The sequence below is a fragment of the Flaviramulus multivorans genome (assembly GCF_021728415.1).
Lineage (GTDB): Bacteria > Bacteroidota > Bacteroidia > Flavobacteriales > Flavobacteriaceae > Sabulilitoribacter > Sabulilitoribacter multivorans.
Genome location: NZ_JAKKDV010000001.1, coordinates 942,756 through 958,018 on the forward strand (window position 1 = coordinate 942,756; position 15,263 = coordinate 958,018).

The window sequence follows — 15,263 nt, forward strand, 5'->3', positions numbered from 1 at the left end:
AACAAATAGTAAGGCTTTTTTAATTATTTAATTTGTTTACCATTTTTATCAAAAAAATGATATTCAAGGTATGTGTAAGCATCTCTTGGTAAAACTTTAACCCATTTTTTGTGTTCAAAAAACCATTTTGAACGAACAGATGGAAAGCCTTTTGTTAAAAAGGCTGCTATAAAAGGATGTGTGTTTAAAGTCAACTTTTTATAGTCTTTTTTTAATAGTATTTCAAGATCGTGGTTTATTTTTTCCACAATCCCTATAGGTGCTTCAACCTCTGAACCATTAATAATCTCATCAGGGTTTTCCTCACGAGTTTTAATGTTCATTTCTGGACGAACACGCTGTCTTGTAATTTGTATCAATCCAAATTTACTTGGAGGCAATATTTTATGTTTGGCTCTATCATCTTTCATTTCATCACGAAGGTGATTAAACAATTTTTGCCTGTTTTCCGCATTGGTCATATCAATAAAATCTACTACTATAATGCCACCCATATCGCGCAAACGCAATTGGCGAGCCATTTCCGTAGCTGCAATTAAATTAACTTCTAATGCTGTATCCTCTTGGTTGTTAGCTTTGTTTGATCTGTTTCCACTGTTTACATCTATAACATGAAGTGCTTCAGTATGTTCAATAACCAAATAAGCACCTTTTGCCATAGAAACGGTTTTTCCAAAAGAGGTTTTTATTTGTCTTTCAATCCCGAATTTTTCAAAAATTGGGACATTAGACTGATACAATTTTACGATTGATTCTTTGTTTGGCGCAATTTCTTGCACATAATCTTTAATTTGAATGTAAAGCTCTTCATCATCAACAGTGATTCCTGTAAAGGTGTCATTGAATATATCTCTTAAAATAGAAGAGGCTTTATTCATTTCACCTAATACTTTACTAGGATGATGTGCTTTGTGTAGCTTTTTACACATTGCCGTCCAACGACTAAGCAAATTTTGTAAATCTTTATCTAGCTCAGCTACTTTTTTGCCTTGTGCTACTGTACGAACAATAATACCAAAACCTGGTGGAGTGATACTCTTTACCAAGCGTTTAAGTCGATCTTTTTCTTCTTTGTCTTCTATTTTTTGAGAAATAGAAATACGACTAGAAAAAGGAACTAAAACAATATACCTACCTGCAATAGAAAGCTCAGAGCTTATTCTAGGGCCTTTGGTTGATATAGGTTCTTTTACTATTTGTACTAATAGCGATTGATTAGATTTTAAGACATCGGCAATTTTGCCGTCTTTCTCAATATCTTTTTCAAATGGGAAGTTTTTTAAAGAAAAATCTTTTAGTTTACCTGTGCTTACACGTTTTGTGAATTTTAAAAGTGAAGGGAGCTTGGGTCCTAAATCATGATAATGCAAAAATGCATCTTTTTCATAACCTACATTAACAAATGCAGCATTTAGTCCAGGAACAGCTTTTCGTATCTTGGCTATAAACACATCACCAACTGAAAAGTTATTACCACCTTCATCTTTCTGTAATTCAATAAGTTTTCCATCTTTTAATAAGGCAAAATCAACAGCATCGGAACTAGATCGAATTATCAATTCTTTATCCATTTTGTTAATTTTAATCCATCACGTTTAATAGTGACAGATGGATTATACATTATTTTTTGTCACAGGATTTTTATTATCCGTGGAGTTCAAAATACACTTTAAGGTGCTAAAAAATTAATGAACTCATTTCAAAGAACTTGTTTTTTGTAAAATCAAAAAAAGTAGCTAATCTAACTACTTCCTTGATTTATTTTTTCTTTTTATGACGGTTAGCGCGTCTACGTTTTTTACGTTTATGCGTCGCTACCTTATGTCTTTTACGTTTTTTACCACTTGGCATAAATAGTGTCTTTTTTTTAATTAATAATTTATTTTTAATGTTTTACTTAACATCTACATTAGTTTTAACACCTTCTACAAAAACTTTAGCAGGTTTAAACGCAGGAATGTTATGTGCTGGAATTTTTATTGTTGTATTTTTTGAGATATTTCTACCTGTTTTTTCAGCTCTAGTTTTAATTATAAAGCTCCCAAAACCTCTTAGGTAAACATTATCACCACTTTCTAATGAAGTTTTTACTTCTTCCATAAATGTTTCAACAGTTGCTTGAACATCTCCTTTTTCAATTCCTAATTTTTCAGAAATTTTTGCTACTATATCAGCTTTAGTCATTTTTAATATTATGTTTTTAGTTACTATAAATTCTTAAAGGGATGCAAATATAGGAATTTAAAATTCAATATTTCAAACCTAATTCATTAAAATTTAAGTTTATAAACGTTTATTTTTGTTTGCGATATTTAATTAATTGATGATATTTTCAAAAACACTAACATATTGGTATTCAAACAATAAGAGAAGTTTGCCTTGGCGAGAAACTAAAGATCCTTACCATATTTGGCTTTCAGAAATTATTTTACAACAAACTCAAGTAAAACAAGGGCTGCCATACTATAATGCATTTACGCAAAAATACCTTAATGTATTTCAGCTAGCTAGTGCAGATGAAAGTGATGTCTTAAAATTATGGCAAGGGTTAGGTTATTACTCCCGCGCAAGAAATTTACACGCTACTGCAAAATATGTAGCTAATGAACTTAATGGAGAATTTCCTGATAATTACAAAGACTTATTAAAACTTAAAGGCATCGGTGATTATACAGCAAGTGCTATGGCTTCTATTTGTTTTAACGAAGCTACTGCAGTAGTAGATGGCAATGTTTATAGGGTATTATCGCGCTATTTTGGTATTGAAACACCTATAAATTCTTCAAAAGGGAATAAAGTATTTAAGGATTTAGCCCAAGAGCTACTTGATAAAGACAATCCTGCCGAATTTAATCAAGCCATTATGGAGTTTGGTGCAAGACAATGTAAACCTCAAAGCCCCGACTGTTCAGTTTGCCCTTTTAATACTAGCTGTGTAGCCCATAATGAGAATAGGATAAAAGATTTGCCAGTTAAAATTAAATCGGCTCAAGCCAAAAAAAAATATTTCAATTTTTTAGTATTTATTTCTGAAGACGGTAAAACTATTTTAGAAAAACGAAAAACCAAAGGTATTTGGCAAAATTTATATCAATTTCCGCTAATTGAAACCAATAGCATAATAGAAGCTAAAAGTTTTAGGCAACACTTGAAAAGTCATGATTTACTAAAGGAAGAATCTTTTGAGCTGTCTTTATATAATAAGGAGCCTATTGTTCACAAATTATCGCATCAACATTTGTTCACAAATTTTTGGATTGTTAATACGAAGAAGTTACCTAAAAAAGGAATTTCAACGCAAAAAATAAACGAATACGCAGTTCCAGTTTTAATAGGAAACTTTATTGAAGCATTTAACTTTTAATTGATTAAGAACAAATCATATTTTTTTATTAATTTTAAAAAAACAGAAACTTAAGGCGACACATTGGTTAGTAATTCAGTAATTTTGTAGCCTTAAAAAACTATAAATTATGTCAGGAACATTAAATAAAGTAATGCTTATTGGGCATTTGGGTGATGAGGTCAAAATGCATTATTTTGAAGGTGGTGGATGCATTGGTAGATTTCCTTTGGCAACAAATGAAACTTACACCAGTAAGCAAACCAACGAGCGTATTACAAATACGGAATGGCATAATATAGTGGTACGAAATAAAGCCGCTGAAATTTGTGAAAAGTATTTGAGTAAAGGAGATAAGGTTTATATTGAAGGACGACTGAAAACGAGAAAATGGCAAGACGAAAAAGGGAATGATCGATATTCTACAGAAATACAGTGTAACGATTTTACCTTTCTTACAACAAAAAAAGAAAGTGAAAGTAATAATACCGTTGAGAAAAACCCAATTTCGAATCAGCAATTAGAAAGTGAACCTTTATCAGAAGACAATGATGATCTTCCGTTTTAATAACTCACTTAGAGTTCTATGTTTAACTAAAGCAATAGTATTTGGATCCTGACCCCCTGATTTTTAGACCCTTAATTATGACAATCGATTTTTCGGTTGTTTTTGGTTTTGCCTTATTAATTTTACTGTTAATATGTTCTGCACTTATTTCAGGTGCCGAAGTAGCCCTTTTTTCGCTTAACAAAAGCGATATTGAAGAAGGTTTAGAAGCTAAATCTAAACGTATTCAAATTATATCAGGTCTTTTAGAACGTCCTAAAAAGTTGCTTGCTACCATTTTAGTTGCTAATAATTTTATAAATATCGCCATTGTTATTTTATTCGCATATATAGGTAGTTTTGTGTTCGAAGGGATTACTACAGCGTGGTTAAAGTTCACGGTTGAGGTGGTAGTTGTTACCTTCTTAATTTTACTTTTTGGTGAAATACTTCCTAAGATTTATGCGAGTAGAAACAACTTAAAATTTGCCACTTTTATGGCATATCCACTTCGAATTTTAGACTTTTTTTTATCGCCAATAAGTTTGCCAATGCGTAGTGTTACGTTGGCAATTCATAACAAATTAGGGAGGCAAAAATCAAACTTAAGTGTCGATCAATTGTCGCAAGCACTCGAGCTTACAAGTGACGCAGATACCACCAAAGAAGAGCATAAAATTTTACAAGGCATTGTATCTTTTGGAAATACCGATACTAAACAGGTGATGAGGCCTCGAATTGATATTTTTGCTTTAAACATCGATCAAAAATATACTGAAATTATGCCAGATATTATATCCAATGGCTATTCTAGAATACCGGTATATAAAGATAATATTGATACAATAAAAGGTATATTATATGTTAAGGATTTGTTGCCTTATATAGATAGAAAGCAGTTTGATTGGACTACCTTAATTCGTGAGCCATTTTTCGTGCCAGAAAACAAAAAGTTGGATGATTTAATGAGTGAATTTCAAGATAAGAAAGTACATCTTGCAGTAGTAGTTGATGAATACGGAGGCACTTCTGGCTTAATTTCATTAGAGGATATTATTGAGGAAATAGTTGGTGATATAAGTGATGAGTTTGATGATGAAGATTTAACATATTCAAAACTAGATGAAAACAATTATGTTTTTGAAGGGAAAACAGCTTTAAAAGATTTTTATAAAATTATAAAAATTGAAGATGAAACTATTTTTGAAACGAATAAAGGTGAAGCAGAAACGATTGCTGGATTTGTTCTAGAAATATCTAAGAGTTTTCCGAAACTGAATAGTAAAATAAATTTTGAAAACTACGTTTTTAAAATAGAGGCGATGGACAAAAAGCGCATTAAACTTGTAAAATTTACCATAATATAATGATAAAGAAACTTTGTGCTGTAATAATATTATGTTGTTTTTCATGTGGTGAAGATTATGTACCTAAACCAAAAGCCTTTTTGAGGCTAGAATACCCTCAAGCAAAATACATTGATGCGAATTTAGAATTACCCTTTGCTTTTGAAGTTAATATGCTGGCAACAGAAGTAGATGTAAAGCAAGTACAATCAGGAACAGAAAGCTATGGTGTTAACCTTGAATACCCAGCTTTAAAAGGCACTATTTTTTTAACATACAAAGCGGTAGAAGGTAATAAAAACAATCTGTTAAGTTTTCTGCGCGATGCTCAAAACTTTACCCAAAAGCATACCATTAAGGCAGATGAAATTCCGGTAACACCGTATGAAAATAGCCAAAGAAAAGTGTATGGCGCTTTTGCGGAGGTTAAAGGCGATGTGGCTTCACAGGCACAGTTTTATGTTACTGATAGCGTTAATCACTTTTTAACTGGGTCGTTATATTTCTACGCAAAACCCAATTACGATTCTATTTTACCAGCTGCTAATTATCTGCAAAAAGATATTAGACATATAATGGAAACTATTCGATGGAAATAAAAAAAGCATTTTGACTAAAACCAAAATGCTTTTTTTTTATTTCAAACAAATTTGTTACGCTTTTTTAACACAACATACTTTTTTGCAATCTGCAGCACAAGCCATTTTTTCGGCTTCTGTTTTGTTCGTGCAACAAGATTTGGTGCAATTTTCGTCACAAGATTTTTTAGTTGAAAAGTCAGTAACCGTTTTCATGTTACTAACTTTATAAATATCGGCAACTCCAGTAACGGTTTTTTCAAGTAAACTAGGTGTAACCTTGGCTTCATCATATTCTACCATGGCTAACTTTTTATCAAAATCTACAACTGAAGATTTTACACCTTCCATTTTAGCAATCTTTTTTTCAATAGTTGCAGCACAACCAATTTGGCAGGTCATTCCATCAATAGTAAATTCTGCTTTTGCATATGTAGCATTTGGGTCTAGCTCTTTAACAGCTTTAGTTTCAACAGCAACAGTTTTTACTTCTGGTTTAACATCGTTTTTACAGCTAAAAGCCAATATAGAAACTAGTATAACTGCTAGAATATGTTTTATCTTTTTCATGGGGTTTAATTTTAAAATTACAGTACAAAATTACTAAATAGGAATGTTTTTTTTGATTTAAAATTAAAATTTTATGCTTTTTAGAAATACTTAAAAAAGTATAAAACGCAGAAAAATTATTTTTATTCAAGATTTTTCACGAAATTTAAGTGAATTAATTCAACCTTAAATATGAAAAAAATATCACTCCCTATTCGTTTTGGTTTGGTTACAAGTGCTGTTTTAATAGCTTATTTTTTAGTTTTAGCATTGTTCCATAAACATACAAATCCAGCATTTAGTTTTTTCAATGCTTTTATCACGGCGTTCGGAATTTTTGAAGCAGTCCGGTTAAAAAAACTTGAAAACACTAATGATTTTTCTTATGGAGAAGGTTTTAAAACAGGAGTTATAACAGGATTTGTTGCTACCATTGTATTCACCATCTTTTTTCTATTTTATGCTACTGAAATTAATATAGATTTTTTACCTGAATTACTACATACTTTTAAAGGAAGTTTTGATGTAGATATAGGTATGGTAACCTTTGTTGTTGCTATTATGGGCTTTTCTACAACGGTTGTTTCTGCCCTAACAGTAATGCAACTTTTTAAAAAATCTGGAAATATGTCTCAAAATTCATAAATCGTTTGCAGTTTAATTAATTAGCAGTATATTTGCACTCATTTTTGAACAAAATTAATTAATAAAAACGATACGCTATGTACGCAATTGTAGAGATAGCAGGGCATCAATTTAAAGTTGAAAAAGACCAAAAAGTTTTTGTTAACCGTTTACAAACTGAAGAAGGTAAGAAAGTTTCTTTCGATAATGTACTTCTTTTAGGTGATGGTGACAAAGTAACTGTAGGCGCCCCAGCTATAGACGGAGCACAAGTAAGTGCAAAAGTCTTAAAGCACCTTAAAGGTGATAAAGTAATAGTTTTCAAAAAGAAAAGACGTAAAGGTTACCGTGTAAAAAATGGTCACCGTCAATCTTTAACTGAAATTATTATTGAAAGTATTGCTGCTTCAGGAGCAAAAAAAGCTGCTCCAGCAAAAACAGAAAAGAAAGCAGAAACTAAAAAGTCAGAACCTAAAGTAGAAGCAAAAGCGGCTGCGCCTAAGGCTGAAACCAAACAAGATTTAAGCAAATTAACAGTTGCTGAATTAAAAGAGATGGCTAAGGCAAAAGGGATTGAAGGTATTTCTTCAATGAAGAAAGCTGATTTAATTGCTGCATTAAGCTAATTATTAACACTATAAAAACTTAAGACAATGGCACATAAAAAAGGAGTCGGAAGTTCGAAAAACGGTAGAGAGTCAGAATCGAAACGCTTAGGTGTTAAGATTTTTGGTGGTCAAGCTGCAAAAGCTGGTAATATTATCGTAAGACAAAGAGGAAATACGCATCATCCAGGTGAGAACGTATACTCTTCAAAAGATCATACATTACACGCCTACGTTGATGGTGTTGTAAAATTCACAAAGAAAAAAGATAACAAATCTTATGTTTCTGTTGAGCCTTTTGAAGCTTAAGGAATAATTTTCTTTTAAAATATTAAACCCTTTCTGTCTCAGAAAGGGTTTTTATTTTTCTAAAATATCTTTCGCAATTTTTAAGTGATGATTAGTGTGCATTTGTAAAAACCGTAAAGTTTGTTTTTTGGGTAACATACCAAAAATAAAGTGTTTAAAATAGGCTGTTTTTGGAAGTGTTTTTAAAATTTCAACATGATTTTTTGCAGTATGTAATTGTGTGTTTAAATCTTCAACTTTAATAATTTCTGGAGGTAAAACATATTTAGGGGCCTTTACTTTACCTCTTGGAAAGTATCCTAAAGGGAATAAAATAGCTCGCCAATAATTAAATGTCCACTTATAATCTTTAGGATTAGAGTTTATTGTCCATTCACAAACAGCATTAAATACTTTTAAAGCATGATCTAAATGCCAACCAACGGTGGCTTTCGAAATTGCTGGGTTTTCTGTATCTTTAAATGGTATGTTTTCTTCAATTTGAGACAATACATTATTTAAAATTGAAAAACGTTTTTTACTCATAGGTTTTATATATTTAGAAAAGATATTAATTAAATCCGTAACTTTAGGTGTTACATTAGTAATTAATAGTTGTCTAACTTAAAATGAGATAGTCATGCTTCCGTTTAGATCAGAAATTAGAAACTCTCCAAGTCAACCCACTATCAAGATTTTTTTGAGCGATGAATCTTTGGATGAACGCATTAAAAAACATTTAGAACATTTTGAGGAAATAGAAGATATTGAAATTAGAGAAAGTGTGGAGCAAACAGAATCTACTGAAAACTTAACGATTTTTTTGAAAGACGATGTAGATATTAGAAAAATGAAATCCTCAATTGATTCCAGTTTATGGTGGTATTTTGAGGAAGATTTAGTGGATGAATAGTACGGTGATTTAGCAACTGCCTAACTTTTCGATACAATTTATCATACTTCCGAAGCACTTGACGTGACTTATAACAAATCATAAAAAAACCCTCACATTTCTGCAAGGGTTTTAATTATTATGAGATGCTGAATCAAGTTCAGTATAACAAAATTTAATATCTATAATACTCAGGTTTGTAAGGACCTTCTACTTTTACACCAATATACTTAGCTTGGTCTTGTTTAAGTTCTGTAAGCTCTACACCAATTTTTTCTAAATGAAGTTTAGCCACTTTTTCATCAAGGTGTTTAGGTAGCATATATACTTTGTTTTCGTAAGCATCTTTATTGTTCCATAGCTCAATTTGCGCTAAGGTTTGGTTAGTAAATGAGTTACTCATTACAAAACTAGGATGACCCGTAGCACAACCTAAATTAACTAAACGACCTTGTGCTAAAATAATAACATCTTTTCCGTTTACGTTGTATTTATCAACCTGAGGCTTAATAACATCTTTAGTGTGACCGTGGTTTTTGTTTAACCAAGCCATGTCAATTTCATTATCAAAATGCCCAATGTTACACACAATGGTTTTGTCTTTCATAGCTTCAAAGTGTTCGCCACGAACGATATCTTTATTTCCTGTAGTTGTAATTACTATATCTGCATTAGCAACCACAGTTTCTAGTTTTTTCACTTCAAAACCATCCATGGCGGCTTGTAGAGCACAAATTGGGTCAATTTCAGTAACTGTTACAATACTTCCAGCACCTTTAAACGAAGCAGCAGTACCCTTACCAACATCACCATAACCACAAACTACTACACGTTTTCCTGCAAGCATTACATCTGTAGCACGTCGAATAGCGTCTACAGCGCTTTCACGACAACCGTATTTATTATCGAATTTAGATTTAGTAACACTATCATTTACATTAATCGCAGGCATTGGTAAAGTTCCGTTTTCCATACGCTCATAAAGTCTATGAACACCTGTTGTAGTTTCTTCACTTAAACCATTAATACCACTAACCAATTCAGGATATTTATCTAAAACCATATTAGTTAAATCGCCACCATCATCTAAAATCATGTTTAAAGGTTTACGATCTTCACCAAAGAAAAGGGTTTGCTCAATACACCAATCAAACTCTTCTTCTGTCATGTCTTTCCAAGCATATACAGCAGTTCCAGCAGCAGCAATGGCAGCAGCAGCTTGATCTTGAGTTGAGAAAATATTACAAGAACTCCAAGTCACTTCAGCACCTAAAGCTTGTAAGGTTTCAATTAAAACAGCTGTTTGGATTGTCATGTGCAAGCAACCTGCAATACGAGCCCCTTTTAATGGTTGAGAATCTTTGTACTCTTCACGAAGACTCATTAATCCCGGCATTTCTGCTTCGGCTAACTCTATTTCTTTTCGCCCCCAAGCAGCAAGTGACATATCTTTTACTTTGTTTGCCACATAAGGAATGGTTTTTATACTCATATCAGTTTTTCTTTTTATTTTAATAACAAATCATCGTTGTTATTAGTGGTTAAAATACTTAAATTCGCTTATCAAAATGTCTAATTTATTTTAGACTGTGCAAAGATAATCAATAAGTTCCAGAATATTAAATGCCACTATATAAAACCATTACTCCAAACTCACAAACTGTTGTTAAAATCTGGAAGATTTCGGAATCATATAATGTTTTAATGCAGTCATTAAATTTATCATCAGAAAGTTTAGAACGTGTTTTAGGAATGAAAAGCGAAATGCACCAACGTGGATTTTTAAGCGTTCGTCATTTATTAAGGGAGTTTGGTTATCAAGACGCAGATTTATATTATGATGAAAATGGGAAACCTCATTTAAAAGATGGGAAACATATATCCATAACACATTCGTTTAATTTTTCGGCAGTTATTATTAGTGATGATGTGGTTGGAATTGATATTGAAAAGCAACGAGATAAAATAACTATTATAGCTCATAAATTTATTGATTATGAGTTTGATTATTTAAATGAAATTGATTCCGATTATATTAAAAAACTAACCACTATATGGTGTGTAAAAGAATCCTTGTACAAGCTTTTCGCAAAACCTGGTTTGAGTTTTAAAAAGTATTTTTTGGTAATTCCTTTTGAAATTAAGGATGAAAACACAGTTGCTTGGATTGATTATAAAAATAAAAACTATCGATATAATATTCACTTTTTAGAGTTTGAAGGATTTACTTGCGCATATGCTATTGCTTAAATGAAAACAATTTACAACACTATTTTAAAGGATATTTCAAATGGTAAAAAATTATTAGCTGTTTTAATTGATCCAGATAAGTTTTCCATTGGAAATACAAGTAGCTTTATAGATAAGGTTAATGCATCTATAGCGACGCATATTTTTGTTGGTGGAAGTACAGTAGAAGAACATGCCACTAATAAGTTGGTTGGACAAATAAAAGAGTACACTAACTTACCAGTTGTTTTGTTTCCTGGTGATGTGAGTCAGATTTCAGAAAAAGCAGACGCTCTACTATTTTTATCATTGATTTCAGGTCGAAATCCCGAGTATCTTATAGGCAAACATGTTGAAGCTGCTCCAAAATTAAGAAATTCGAACCTTGAAGTTATTCCAACTGGCTACATATTAATTGAAAGCATTACTAAAACAGCAGTTGAAACCGTAACCAAAACAAAACCATTGTTAAGAAATAATATTCAGTTAATACGTGATTCTGCAAAAGCGGGCGAATTATTACGGATGCAACTTATTTATTTAGAAGCAGGAAGTGGCGCAAAAGAACCTATTGGTCATGATATAATTTCATCTGTAAAAAAAGAAATAAAAATACCTCTTATTGTTGGTGGAGGCATTAGGAGCATAGATGGATTGAAGAGCGCCTATAATTCAGGTGCAGATATGGTAGTTATTGGTACTGCTTTTGAGAATGATGAATCGTTTTTTGATGAATTAAAAAAAGAATAACATGAAAATATCAGTAGAATTAACCTTAACACCTTTGCATGATGATTATGAAACAGCCATTATTCATTTTATTAAAAAGCTAAGAGCATCACATTTAAAAGTTCTTGAAAATCCTTTAAGCACACAAGTTTATGGTGATTATGATGAAGTCATGAAATTGCTTACATTCGAAATAAAAGAGGCTTTTGAACTTATTGAACGTGGGTTATTATATATGAAAATTGTAAAATCTGACAGACACGATTATGAGCCCCATTTTTGAATTTTTTTTCGGTCAATATTCAGAATACGAACCCATTGATATTATTCTTGAAATTGTTGCAGTTGTATTTGGTTTTTTATCGGTTTGGTTTTCAAAACAAAACGAGGTTTTAGTATTCCCTACAGGTATGATTAGCACAATTATTTTTGTGTATTTGCTTTTAAAATGGGGTTTGTTGGGCGATATGATGATTAATGGATACTATTTTGTTATGAGCGTTTACGGTTGGTATATTTGGACTCGAAAAGTGGATGAAACACACGTTACACCCATTACAAGAACAACGTTTAACGAAAAAAAAATAAGTATAGCTATATTTTTAGCAACTCTATTATTTGTTTATGTAGTTTACACAGCGTTTGATAAATGGACAAGTTGGGTGGCATATATTGACACTTTAACAACAGCCATATTTTTTGTAGGTATGTGGCTTATGGCAAGACGAAAATTAGAAAATTGGATTTTTTGGATTATTGGAGACATTATTTCTGTGCCATTATATTTTTATAAAGGATTTACATTCACAAGCTTTCAATATTTAGGATTTACATTTATAGCCATTTTTGGTTATTTAGCATGGAAGAAAAACTTAAACAGCAACCTTCAAACTGCGTAAAAGTAGTTTTGTTTGGTCCTGAATCAACCGGTAAAACTACTTTATCGCGGCAACTAGCTCGATATTATAATTCGGTTTGGGTACCTGAATATGCACGGGAATATCTTCAAAACAAATGGAATAACGAACGTAAAACCTGTGAGCCAGAGGATTTGTTACCTATTGCAAGAGGGCAAATGAAACTTGAAAACAAACTAGCAAAAAAAACGGATACTATTTTAATTTGTGATACCGATTTGTTAGAAACTAAGGTGTATTCAGAAGCTTACTATTTAGGGACCTGCGACCCAATTCTTGAAAAGTATGCGCTAGAAAATTCATACGACCTGTATTTTTTAACTTATATTGATACACCATGGGAAGCAGATGACTTGAGGGACAAGCCCGATGATAGAGAAGACATGTTCAAAGCGTTTGAAAAAGCTTTAATCGATAATAAACGCCCTTACGTTTTGCTAAAAGGAGATAAAAAAGCTCGTTTAAAAACGGCTGTTAAGTATATTGATAAATTATTAAAAGTAAAGTGATAATGTTTACTGAAAAGGATATAAAACAATTTGAAATTAAAGGGATTACTTTAAAGCAAGTAGAGGCACAAGTATCCCGTATAAAAAATGGGATGTCTTATTCAAATTTAATATCTGCTGCAACTGTTGGTAATGGAATAATCAGTTTTAATGAAACTGAAACAAACCGTTTAATTAAAGTGTATGAAAATAAGCAAGAAAGTTTAAGCATTGTTAAGTTTGTTCCTGCATCTGGAGCTGCAACCAGAATGTTTAAATTTTTATTTCAATTTTTAAATAACTTCAATCCAAATAAAGACACTATTGAAGATTATGCTGAAAAGCATAACGATAGCTTAATAAAAACGTTTACGTCTCAATTAGAGAATTTTCCGTTTTATGAAGATGTTCTTTTAAAAGCAAAAACCTTAAACCCAAATTTTGAAAATCTAAGTAAAAATGAAGCATTCTATGAAATTATAAAAACCATGCTTCAAGAAGATGGATTAAATTATAGTTTTTTACCAAAAGGCTTGTTGCCTTTTCACAAATATCCATCTGGGACGAATACACCTTTTCAAGAACATTTAATTGAGTCTACTTTATACGCATCATCAAACGGTCAAGCAAATCTACATTTTACTGTTTCCGAAAAACATCATAATTATTTTGAATCAGAATTAAACACGTTTAAAAATGATTTGGAAAAAGAAACTAATATTAAGTTTAATGTTTCTTATTCCTATCAAAAAGAAGCCACAGAAACCTTAGCGTTAACAACAGATAATAAAATTTACAGAAACGAAGATGGTTCTATTTTATTTAGACCTGCAGGACATGGAGCGCTGTTAGAAAATTTAAACGATTTAAATGCGGATATCATTTTCATAAAAAATGTTGACAACATGGTTGTTTTCAATCTCAATAAAAAGCTATCAAATTATAAAAAATTGATTGCTGGTGTGCTTCGAGAAGCTCAAGAAAAAACATTTACATATTTAAACGAATTAGACGCTAACTCTGTTGGAGAAGCAAAATTGTTGGAAATTGCGGCATTTTTATCAAGTAAATTAAATGTGGTTATCGATGATGATTTTGATGATTACAAACTTGAAGAAAAAGGAAATTATTTAAAGGATAAGTTAAACCGACCAATTCGTGTTTGTGGAATGGTTAAAAATGAAGGTGAACCAGGAGGAGGTCCGTTTTGGGTAAAAGATGAAAAGGGAAATATCTCATTACAAATTGTAGAGTTTGCGCAAATAGATATAACTAATAAAGCTCAAAACGATATTGTACAAAATGCAACGCATTTTAATCCAACCGATTTAGTTTGTGGTGTGAAAAATTATAAGGGAGAAAAATTCGATTTAATGAACTATGTCGACCCCGAAGCTGCTTTTATAACCATGAAAACCCAAAACGGAATTGATATACAAGCACTAGAGCTTCCTGGTTTATGGAATGGTAGTATGGCATATTGGAACTCTATATTTGTTGAATTACCAATTGAGACCTTTAATCCAGTAAAAACAGTAAACGATTTGCTTAAACCTGTACACCAAGTATAGTGAAATTTAACGAAGACCTTGCCATACAAGAACTAACATTTAAAGCTATTAGAAGCTCGGGTAGTGGCGGGCAACATGTAAATAAAGTATCTTCAAAAGTTGAATTATCCTTTAATTTAGTTGACTCATTGGCTTTTACCAATATTCAAAAACAACGCCTTCAAAATAAATTAAAAACCAAACTTACCAATGATGGGGTTTTGATTTTGCAATGCGATGAAAGCAGAAGCCAGCATAAAAACAAAGCATTGGTTATTAAACGCTTTTTAGAATTAATAAAAGCGTCGTTGGTAGTTCCAAAAAAGCGAATTCCTACCAAAACAACAAAAGCAGCTATCAAAAAACGATTAAAAGCGAAACGAACACTTTCCGAAAAAAAAGCTAGCAGAAAAAAACCAGATATTGATTAAAAATAATTGACAATTGATAATTGATAATTGACAATTGATAACTATTTTTGCAGCGTTCTCAAAAAAGGGGTGCCTATTATCGGCTGAGATCATACCCAATGAACCTAGAACAGGTAATGCTGTTTAGGGATTTGAAAAAAGAAAAGC

At 31.6% G+C, this 15,263-nt stretch carries 20 protein-coding genes; 15 read left to right on the forward strand and 5 right to left on the reverse strand.

Translation table 11 applies throughout. The features are described 5' to 3' along the window. Positions 1–23 precede the first annotated feature (23 nt). Together L3X39_RS04160 and L3X39_RS04165 are read right to left on the reverse strand one after the other, a co-directional pair. On the reverse strand, positions 24–1,571 hold the full coding sequence (locus L3X39_RS04160) for an Rne/Rng family ribonuclease (protein ID WP_237230487.1): 1,548 nt from the start codon (positions 1,569–1,571) through the stop codon (positions 24–26). A gap of 322 nt (positions 1,572–1,893) precedes the next feature. Beyond that, positions 1,894–2,184 (reverse strand): HU family DNA-binding protein, encoded by a 291-nt coding sequence (locus tag L3X39_RS04165; protein WP_237230488.1) that lies wholly within the window; start codon positions 2,182–2,184, stop codon positions 1,894–1,896. 139 nt (positions 2,185–2,323) lie between these two features. Here L3X39_RS04165 and mutY point away from each other — a divergent pair, with 139 nt between their 5' ends. The 4 genes from mutY to gldD all read left to right on the forward strand — a co-directional run bounded on the left by mutY (position 2,324) and on the right by gldD (position 5,835). Further along, complete coding sequence (gene mutY, locus L3X39_RS04170; protein WP_237230489.1) at positions 2,324–3,364, forward strand: A/G-specific adenine glycosylase; 1,041 nt, start codon at positions 2,324–2,326, stop codon at positions 3,362–3,364. A 109-nt stretch (positions 3,365–3,473) separates the two neighbouring features. Next, positions 3,474–3,911, forward strand: coding sequence for a single-stranded DNA-binding protein (locus L3X39_RS04175; RefSeq protein ID WP_237230490.1), 438 nt, complete (start codon positions 3,474–3,476; stop codon positions 3,909–3,911). A 41-nt stretch (positions 3,912–3,952) separates the two neighbouring features. Further along, positions 3,953–5,257 (forward strand): gliding motility-associated protein GldE, encoded by a 1,305-nt coding sequence (locus tag L3X39_RS04180; RefSeq protein ID WP_379840417.1) that lies wholly within the window; start codon positions 3,953–3,955, stop codon positions 5,255–5,257. Beyond that, positions 5,257–5,835: a gliding motility lipoprotein GldD gene (gldD, locus tag L3X39_RS04185; RefSeq protein WP_237230492.1), complete on the forward strand. Its 579-nt coding sequence runs from the start codon at positions 5,257–5,259 to the stop codon at positions 5,833–5,835. The genes L3X39_RS04180 and gldD overlap by 1 nt, the downstream gene beginning before the upstream one ends. A gap of 54 nt (positions 5,836–5,889) precedes the next feature. Here the strand turns inward: gldD and L3X39_RS04190 are convergent, their stop codons facing one another. Beyond that, positions 5,890–6,384 carry a cation transporter gene (locus L3X39_RS04190; protein WP_237230493.1) on the reverse strand — a complete coding sequence of 165 codons (495 nt, stop codon included), beginning with the start codon at positions 6,382–6,384 and terminating at the stop codon, positions 5,890–5,892. A gap of 171 nt (positions 6,385–6,555) precedes the next feature. On the opposite strand from L3X39_RS04190, the gene L3X39_RS04195 reads away from it, so the two are divergent. From L3X39_RS04195 to rpmA, 3 genes are all read left to right on the forward strand, one after another. Beyond that, entirely contained in the window at positions 6,556–7,008 is a 453-nt protein-coding gene (locus L3X39_RS04195) for a DUF4199 domain-containing protein (protein ID WP_237230494.1), read from the forward strand. A 77-nt stretch (positions 7,009–7,085) separates the two neighbouring features. Next, entirely contained in the window at positions 7,086–7,613 is a 528-nt protein-coding gene (gene rplU, locus L3X39_RS04200) for a 50S ribosomal protein L21 (protein WP_237230495.1), read from the forward strand. Positions 7,614–7,640: 27 nt separating this feature from the next. Beyond that, positions 7,641–7,901 (forward strand): 50S ribosomal protein L27, encoded by a 261-nt coding sequence (rpmA, locus tag L3X39_RS04205; protein ID WP_042242106.1) that lies wholly within the window; start codon positions 7,641–7,643, stop codon positions 7,899–7,901. Between the two features lie 51 nt (positions 7,902–7,952). Here rpmA and L3X39_RS04210 read toward each other — a convergent pair whose 3' ends face one another. Further along, a complete protein-coding gene (locus tag L3X39_RS04210) occupies positions 7,953–8,426 on the reverse strand; it encodes a DUF1569 domain-containing protein (protein ID WP_237230496.1) in 474 nt (157 codons plus the stop codon). Between the two features lie 94 nt (positions 8,427–8,520). On the opposite strand from L3X39_RS04210, the gene L3X39_RS04215 reads away from it, so the two are divergent. Further along, positions 8,521–8,793: a hypothetical protein gene (locus L3X39_RS04215; RefSeq protein ID WP_237230497.1), complete on the forward strand. Its 273-nt coding sequence runs from the start codon at positions 8,521–8,523 to the stop codon at positions 8,791–8,793. 154 nt (positions 8,794–8,947) lie between these two features. Here L3X39_RS04215 and ahcY read toward each other — a convergent pair whose 3' ends face one another. Beyond that, positions 8,948–10,264: an adenosylhomocysteinase gene (gene ahcY, locus L3X39_RS04220; protein ID WP_237230498.1), complete on the reverse strand. Its 1,317-nt coding sequence runs from the start codon at positions 10,262–10,264 to the stop codon at positions 8,948–8,950. A gap of 131 nt (positions 10,265–10,395) precedes the next feature. Here ahcY and L3X39_RS04225 point away from each other — a divergent pair, with 131 nt between their 5' ends. The 7 genes from L3X39_RS04225 to arfB are packed head-to-tail and all read left to right on the forward strand — an operon-like array spanning position 10,396 to position 15,116. Continuing rightward, complete coding sequence (locus L3X39_RS04225; protein WP_237230499.1) at positions 10,396–11,022, forward strand: 4'-phosphopantetheinyl transferase family protein; 627 nt, start codon at positions 10,396–10,398, stop codon at positions 11,020–11,022. Then, on the forward strand, positions 11,023–11,751 hold the full coding sequence (locus L3X39_RS04230) for a phosphoglycerol geranylgeranyltransferase (RefSeq protein WP_237230500.1): 729 nt from the start codon (positions 11,023–11,025) through the stop codon (positions 11,749–11,751). Between the two features lies 1 nt (position 11,752). Continuing rightward, on the forward strand, positions 11,753–12,013 hold the full coding sequence (locus tag L3X39_RS04235; protein WP_237230501.1) for a thiamine-binding protein: 261 nt from the start codon (positions 11,753–11,755) through the stop codon (positions 12,011–12,013). Continuing rightward, the gene (pnuC, locus tag L3X39_RS04240) at positions 11,997–12,629 is read left to right on the forward strand and encodes a nicotinamide riboside transporter PnuC (RefSeq protein ID WP_237230502.1); all 633 of its coding nucleotides are present in this window, start codon (positions 11,997–11,999) and stop codon (positions 12,627–12,629) included. Before L3X39_RS04235 ends, pnuC begins: the two co-directional genes overlap by 17 nt. Continuing rightward, a complete protein-coding gene (locus L3X39_RS04245) occupies positions 12,590–13,156 on the forward strand; it encodes an AAA family ATPase (RefSeq protein ID WP_237230503.1) in 567 nt (188 codons plus the stop codon). Before pnuC ends, L3X39_RS04245 begins: the two co-directional genes overlap by 40 nt. 2 nt (positions 13,157–13,158) lie before the next feature. Next, on the forward strand, positions 13,159–14,706 hold the full coding sequence (locus L3X39_RS04250; RefSeq protein ID WP_237230504.1) for a DUF4301 family protein: 1,548 nt from the start codon (positions 13,159–13,161) through the stop codon (positions 14,704–14,706). After that, positions 14,706–15,116: an alternative ribosome rescue aminoacyl-tRNA hydrolase ArfB gene (arfB, locus tag L3X39_RS04255; protein WP_237230505.1), complete on the forward strand. Its 411-nt coding sequence runs from the start codon at positions 14,706–14,708 to the stop codon at positions 15,114–15,116. Before L3X39_RS04250 ends, arfB begins: the two co-directional genes overlap by 1 nt. The last annotated feature ends 147 nt before the right edge of the window (positions 15,117–15,263 follow it).